We start from the raw sequence: 6,884 nt of genomic DNA, 5'->3' as shown, positions 1-6,884 counted from the left end.
GATGCTCCGCGACGGCACCTTCTACGAACCACGCAGCCCCGAAGCAGCCACCACATGACCACTCAGCCTTGACGAAGGACATAGAGGCACCCCCCTGCGGCAACACTTCCGGTCACTCGCGTCCACAAGCGCAGCCGCAGATCGCCGGGCCCCGCGCCCCAGACAGGGCGCCCGCCCCGGGGGCTGCGATGCTCATTGATCACGACCCGATACGGGTCCCGGGAGGTAGCCGCCGGTGACGGCGATCGACCTCTGTGCGGGGGTGTACGACCCGAGGGGGGATCTTCCTGTCGGCGATCTCGCCGAGGACCCGGTTGATCCAACTGTCGAAGTCGAGAACGCTCGGCCCCGGCGGCATGCGGATGTCGTCGTGCGGGCCGTACACGGCGTAGTGGTTGGCGAGCCGGGACGTCGAGCATCAGGGAGGCTGCGTCGAGCAGTTCGGGCAGGCCGCCTCCGTCGACGAACAGGTCGGTCAGCGAGCTGACGCCGGGCAGGGGTGGAGCCTGCCGTCCTCTGCGACGACGGCCACGTGGCGTCGGTTGCGGTACTCGTCGCGGTGAAACGCAGGGAAAGGTCCTGTCAACGGGAGAGCGGGTGAAGCGGGACCGGGGACGTGGCGGGGAGTCAGGGCATGACAGGGCTGCCGCGCCCCCCCGGCGAAGGAGGGCCGGCCGGTCAGACCGGCGGGGCGACGAAGCAGCCGTGGTCGGGATCGTTGAAGGACTCCTTGGTGACCAGTTCGTTCATGGGGTTGGCGGTGCCCCACTGGTCGGTGACCTCCGGCTTGGAGAAGTCGTAGACGTGCGGGTGCCAGGTGTCCTCGTCCAGCAGTTCCAGCTCGGTGGTGTACTCGACGGTGTTGCCGTGCGGGTCTAGGAAGTACGTGAAGGTGTTGTCGCCCGCCATGTGTCGGCCCGGACCCCAGATCTTCTTGAAGCCGGCCCGCATCACGCGGCCGGAGCCGCGCATGTACTCGTCGATGCCGCGCATTTCGAAGGAGATGTGGTGCAGGGCGGTGTGCGGGCCCTTGGCGATGGCCATGGAGTGGTGCTGGTTGCTGATCCGCATGAAGTGCATGACGTCGCCGATGTGCGGATGGCCGAGCGTGTCGGAGAGCCGGAAGCCGAGGTGGCGCTCGTACCACTCGCGGGTCTTGTCGAGGTCCGGGGAGTTGAGGACGACGTGCGACAGCTTGACTGGGATCGACTCCTTCTCCTCGATCTTGCGGTGCCGGCGGACCTCGACGTCGGCCGAGACCTCGATGGTGCGTCCGTCGACGTCGAAGAAGCGGAGGCCGTAGCCGCCGCCGGGGGTGTCGACCTTGCCCGGCTGGGAGATCAGCTGCACGCCTCCGGCGAGGAGTTGCTCGGCGAGCGTGTCCACATCGGCCGCGCTCCCGGCACCGTAGGAGACGAGGTCCAGACGCTTCTCGTCGGCTTTGCGCAGTCGTACGACGTACTGTTCGGGGCTGCCCTCGGCCGCCAGGAAGGAGATGCCGGAGTCCTCTTCGACCTTGGTCAGGCCCCAGACGCCGGAGTAGAAGTCGAGCTGCTTGTCGTAGTCGGGCACGGAGAGGTCGACATGGCGCAGATGGGTGAGCAGGCGGTTGTTCATGGGGGGTTCCTCCTCATGCGAGGCTGAGCAGTGCGGCGGCGTTCGCGCCGCGGACGGCGTGGAAGTCGTGGTCGGGCAGGTCCGCCGCACGCAGTGCGTCCAGCGGGTCGTCCGTGCCCATGTCGAAGGGGAAGTCGGAACCGAGCAGGACCTGCTGCGGGCCTGCGGTGCGGATCAACTCCCGCAGGACGTGCGGGTCGTGGACCAGGGAGTCGAAGTACAGCTGCTTCAGATAGCTGCTCGGCTCCCGTGAGCAGCCGCGGGTGTCGGGTCGGGCCCGCCAGGCGTGGTCGGAGCGGCCGATGTGGGTGGGGAGATAGCCGCCGCCGTGCGCGGCGATCAGCTTCAGGCCCGGATGGCGGTCCAGGACGCCGGAGAAGATCAGGTGGGAGAGGGCGACCGCGTTCTCGGTGGGCTGGCCGACCGGTGTTGGACAGGTACCACCGGTCAAGGCGCTCGTCGAGCGTGCAGCCGAAGGGGTGCAGGAAGACCAGCGCGCCGGTCTCCTCCGCGCGGGACCAGAAGGGCTGGTACGAGGGATCGGACAGCTGGTGGCCGGGAGCGTGGGAGGAGATCTCCACGCCCTTGAGGCCCTGGTCCAGGGCTTGGTCGAGCAACCCGGCGGTGAGGTCGGGATGTTGGAGGGGGACCAGGCCGAGGCCGTGCAGCCGGTCGGGGGCCTTCGCGCAGTGCGCGGCGGTGCCCTCGTTGGCCAACCGGCAGATCTGTTCGGCCAGGTGGGCTTCCGCCCAGTAGTGGTAGTGCGACGGAGACGGGCTGATGAGCTGGATGTGCACGCCCTGCGCGTCCATCGCCGCCAGGCGCACGGCGGCCTCGGTGAGCTTCGGCACGCGTGCGCCGACGATCGGGCCGTCGGTCCGGTACATCAGCCCGGGTACGTCCGCGTCACGCACCCCGTCGAGCAGCCTGGTCGAGGGCACGCGCCGGGTCGCGATGATCCAGGAGCGCCTCGCCCGCAGAGCAGTGCGCTCCGCCGCGGTGCGTGTCCTGCCCTGCCCGTTCGAGGCGGTACCCGTTTCACGAGGCGATGTGGTGGCACCCCTTGCACGCCCAGGACGCGGCGCACATCTGGCTGCGGTCCAAGGCCGCGGACGTGGGCGCGACGCTGACGAGCAACGGACCGGAAGAGGACGTGTCCGTCATCCCGGACGCGAGCTCGGGGCCCGGCCTGCTCCGGTCCCTGCCGGGCGCGGGTCTCTGACCGGTAAGTCCCCGTCCGCGGCAGGGAGTTTGGACGGTGCAGGTCTCGCCGTCGTACCGGAGGGCGGCGAGACCTGCAGGCGGGACGGGGTGCTCGGCGCACCCGGTCCGTCGCATTCCACCGTCTCAGGCAAGCTGCTCCGGCAGCGGCCGGGGATCGGCGGCGGCGACCCGGCGCCGGTTCGCCCACAACCCGGCCGCGACGGCCGCGGCAACCAGCCCCAGTGCGCCCACCGCTCCCGCGAGACTGCCGACCGCCGACTCCCCGGCGAGCAGGACGAGCGGGCAGACGAACTCGCCGCCGAAGAAGGCCGTCATCCACAGCCCCGTGCCGCGGCCGCGGTCCTCGAACGCCAGGCGGGACATGGCGCTCGTGAGGAGGGCGGGCAGCAGCATGCCGGTGCCCACGCAGTTGATCACCGCGCCGGCGACCAGGAGCGGAGCGTTCCCCGCGAGGAACATCAGCCCGAAACCGACCGCGCAGATCCCGAGGACGGCGGGCAGCATCGGGTCGGGGGAGCGCTTGAGGCGGGCGAAGGTGATCGCCCCGCCCACGGTGGCGGCACTGGCGATCGCGGTGGCCAGACCGATCACGCCGGAGTTCTTCACCCCGAGGTCGTCGAGCAGGTACGACATCTCTACGGGCACGGTGTAGAAGACCATGGCCCCGAAGAAGGTCAGGGCGCAGATGCCGCCCAACTGCCGCCAGGGGAAGGAGCGTCGCACCTCGGCGGCCGGTGTCACGGCGGCCGTCGCGCCCACCGCCGGGTTGGGCAGCGAAGCGGCCATCAGGGGGGCGAGGACCAGGCTCACGGCGTAGACCCAGAAGGGCACCCGCCAGCCCGCCGACCCGGCGGCGCCGCCGAGTACGAAGAAGACGGTGGCCGACGCGGATGCGCACATCGTCTGCAGGGCGAGGTACTTCACCCGGCGGTGGCCGCTGTAGTAGTCGCCGATCAATGTGGTGCAGCACGTCATGATCGCGGCCTCGGCGACGCCGACCAGGGCACGGCTGGCGATGATCCCGCCGAGTGACTCCAGCCAGAGCGGGGCGGTGCCGAACACGGCGTACAGCAGGGTCGCCACGATCAGCAGGCGCTTGCGGCCCAGGCGGTCGACGATCACGCCGGCGAACGGGGCCAACAGCGCCAGCGACAGTGCCGGAACGGTCAGGGCGAGCGGGACCAACGCCTTGGCCCCCGGCACCGACGCGAAATGGTCCTGCATCTTCGGCAGCACCGGGGCGATCAGCACGGCACCGAGGATCGGCAGACAACTGCCCGCCATCAGCAGGGTCACTCGCAGCAGATGGGCCGGGCCCGATTCGGCCAGGGGTGACGGAGCGGCGTCGTCGACCGCGGTGGGAGACGGTGTCGGAACGGAACCGGGCATGGCGACTCCAGGGACGGTGTACGGGAGCGGGCATGCCTTCCACGGACGCGTTCGGCGTACGGCATGCTGAGGACGGCCCCACGTCGGCGGCTGGTCCGGACAGCGGCGTGCGGGTAGGGACGACTATGGGTGGTCGGACGCCCGCTCGCCATCCTCTACGCGATCCGAATCCCGTATCCGGCTCATCCACGGCATGGATGAGCCACGCCCGCGCGCAGGTGACCGGCGGGACATGGCGGTACGGCGGTCACCGACTCGCCGTTCGAGAACGAGCCCCGCGCGGTGACGAGGAGCGGCCGACGGGCTCACCGGGCGACGGCCCTCGCAGCTTCGGCAGGGCGGATCGCGGCCCGCCACACGCGGGCGCCCGGTCGGGCACGTCTCAGCGGTCGGCCTGCTCCGCCCCACCGGCGGACCGGCCGCGGACGCCGACGGCTGCGGCGACGGCGCCGATCACCGTGAGGACGCCGGTGACCAGGACGGTGGTGTGCACGCCGTTCATGACCGCGGTGTGGCTGCCTTCCACGACCGCGGCCTTCACCTGGGCCGGCATGTCGTCGGAGAACGGGGTCGCGCCCATGGCGAAGGCGTCCTTGGCCTCGCCGAGCTTCCCGGCCAGGGGGGCGGGGACGCCCGCATCGGTCAGTGCGCCGGTGAGGCCACGCCGCCGTCCCTGACGGGCGCGTTGCCGACGATCGCGTCGGAGGAAGCGGCCATCACCACGCCGACGCCGAGACCGAGCGCGATTTCGTGTTCCCCTATGACGCGATCCTCGACGGGAATCCCGCAGTCCACGGATCGGGTGAAACATCCGGACTTTCTTCGGTAGACCTTTTCTTTTCGTCCTGTGACGGAATGCGGAGCGGTGCCGGAAGATGTGGCCCGAATTCCTCCGTCAAACGATCGAAAGTGCAGGCCGGTCGCCTGTGCGTCAACGTCGTCTCGTCGTGAATGAACGCGCAGCCAATGATTTCCGTATGCTCCGGTGAGGCCGTGACGGGATGCGAATCCTCACGTCCACGGGCTGGGAACGGACAAACAGCAATCGGACGGCGTGATCGTCCAGAGGTCGGTGGTCGAGTGCGGAAAGCAAGGCGAGAAGTGCCCGATGGCTCGGCAGCGGGGTTACCCGCATCGGGTGCGCGTCGCCAGGCGAACGCTCCGCATTCCACGCCTCGGTCGGCACGACATACAAGGTGGATGGCCTGCACACACGACAGGCGAGTGGGGCGAAGTCTGCGTGCCATCCTGCTCATTCCGGTCCTCGTCACGCTGGCGCTCGGTGGTTTCCGCGTGAAGCGGTCGGTGGACGCATGGCAGGAGGCCGATGACGCGGTCCGGGTGGCCGAGCTGGTGCAGGCGGCGAACAAGTACGCAAGCGACGTGATCAACGAACGTGATCTGTCGGTCGTTTCGCTGGTCCAGGGCGGCGCCGCCTCGAGAACCGTGGCCGTCACGGCGCGCCGGATCACGGACCGGGACAAGGCGGCCTTCGACCAGGCGGTTGAGCGTATGCCCAAGACGCCGCGTCTGCTCAGGAGGGTCAAGGTCATCCAGAGCGGTGGCAGGCAGCTGACGGCCTTGCGCGCCGCAGCGTTCACTTCGCGTCTGCCCGGTGTGCAGACCGAGGAGAAGTACCACGCGATCCAACATCCGCTGATGGATCTCTCCAACGAGCTCGGCTTCGGCAGCAGCAACCAGGCCGGCTTCGGCCGAGCGCTTTACGCCATCTCGCTCACGCAGGCGGCCGAGTCTCTGACCCGGGCCATCGGAACGCACATCATGGCCGAGAAACGCGGTGCCCTCAGGGCGGGCGAACTCGACTCCCAGCTCGCCTCGTTCCGTTCGTACGCCTATCTCCGGCACATCGCACTGCGGGAGTTCCACGGTGCCGCCACGAGCGGGGACATGGCGCGATTACAGAAGGCGTTGGCGTCAGCGAGGGCCAGGAGTGAACAGCAGGCCGCCAAGGCCGCTGCGCGTGCCCAGGCGGCCGGAGAGGCCTTCGTCACCCCGCCGGACATGACGAAGATGATCAGCGAGATCGCGTCGGGCAAGTCGGCTGCGGACCTCGCAGCCGAGGGCATCACCACCGACTCGTTCTTCGCCGCATCCACCCCCTCCTTCGACGCCTACCGCCAAGTCGAGGTCTACCTGGCCGACACCGGGCTCTCCCATGCGAAGCACGCTGCCGGGAGCGCACGCCATGACGTCATCGTCAATGTCGTCGTGATCGTCGCCGCGGTACTCGCCGCGTTCCTGATCGCCGCTGGAATGGCCCGCTCCATGAGTACCAGGATGGGTGTCCTGCGTGCCTCGGCGCTCCAGATCGCCGAGCAGCGGCTGCCGATGCTGGTCGCCCAGCTCTCCCCCACCACTCCCGGCCGGGTCGACACCCAGGTGGCCCCGATCCCGATCCACACCAAGGACGAGATCGGCGAGGTCGCCCGCGCCTTCGACCAGGTCCACCGCGAGGCGGTCCGGCTCGCCTCCGAGCAGGCCCTGCTCCGTGGCAACATCAACGCGATCTTCACCAACCTCTCGCGCCGCAACCAGTCCCTGATCGAGGGCCAGCTGACCCTGATCACCGACCTGGAGAACAACGAGGCCGACCCGGACCAGCTGGAGAACCTCTTCCGCCTGGACCACCTCGC

General features: G+C 69.4%; 4 protein-coding genes and 2 pseudogenes. 2 read left to right on the top strand and 4 right to left on the bottom strand.

Annotated features, from left to right (window positions below):
* Positions 1-678 precede the first annotated feature (678 nt).
* Together ACWC09_RS51830 and ACWC09_RS51825 are read right to left on the bottom strand one after the other, a co-directional pair.
* Positions 679-1,617, bottom strand: coding sequence for a VOC family protein (locus ACWC09_RS51830; protein ID WP_450859206.1), 939 nt, complete (start codon positions 1,615-1,617; stop codon positions 679-681).
* A 13-nt stretch (positions 1,618-1,630) separates the two neighbouring features.
* Positions 1,631-2,489, bottom strand: a pseudogene (locus ACWC09_RS51825) (amidohydrolase family protein); the annotation flags it as partial.
* Positions 2,490-2,680: 191 nt separating this feature from the next.
* Between ACWC09_RS51825 and ACWC09_RS51820 the strand changes: the two are divergent.
* Positions 2,681-2,839 carry a hypothetical protein gene (locus ACWC09_RS51820; protein ID WP_450859204.1) on the top strand — a complete coding sequence of 53 codons (159 nt, stop codon included), beginning with the start codon at positions 2,681-2,683 and terminating at the stop codon, positions 2,837-2,839.
* Positions 2,840-2,964: 125 nt separating this feature from the next.
* Here ACWC09_RS51820 and ACWC09_RS51815 read toward each other — a convergent pair whose 3' ends face one another.
* Positions 2,965-4,230, bottom strand: a complete 1,266-nt coding sequence (locus ACWC09_RS51815) for an MFS transporter (RefSeq protein ID WP_450859202.1) — start codon at positions 4,228-4,230, stop codon at positions 2,965-2,967.
* 382 nt (positions 4,231-4,612) lie between these two features.
* Positions 4,613-4,977, bottom strand: a pseudogene (locus ACWC09_RS51810) (MFS transporter); the annotation flags it as partial.
* 477 nt (positions 4,978-5,454) lie between these two features.
* Here ACWC09_RS51810 and ACWC09_RS51805 point away from each other — a divergent pair.
* Positions 5,455-6,884: nitrate- and nitrite sensing domain-containing protein (locus tag ACWC09_RS51805; RefSeq protein WP_450859201.1), on the top strand; the 1,430-nt coding region annotated here is incomplete at its 3' end.

The organism is Streptomyces sp. NPDC001617, assembly GCF_053596855.1.
Note: the sequence above shows the minus strand (reverse complement) of the source record. Positions and strands in the feature narration are given on the sequence as shown.

Bases quoted from the DNA above. Each gene is read 5' to 3' on its own strand.
- ACWC09_RS51830 (WP_450859206.1), bottom strand. From the start codon at position 1,617: ATGAACAACCGCCTGCTCACCCATCTGCGCCATGTCGACCTCTCCGTG.
- ACWC09_RS51815 (WP_450859202.1), bottom strand. From the start codon at position 4,230: ATGCCCGGTTCCGTTCCGACACCGTCTCCCACCGCGGTCGACGACGCC.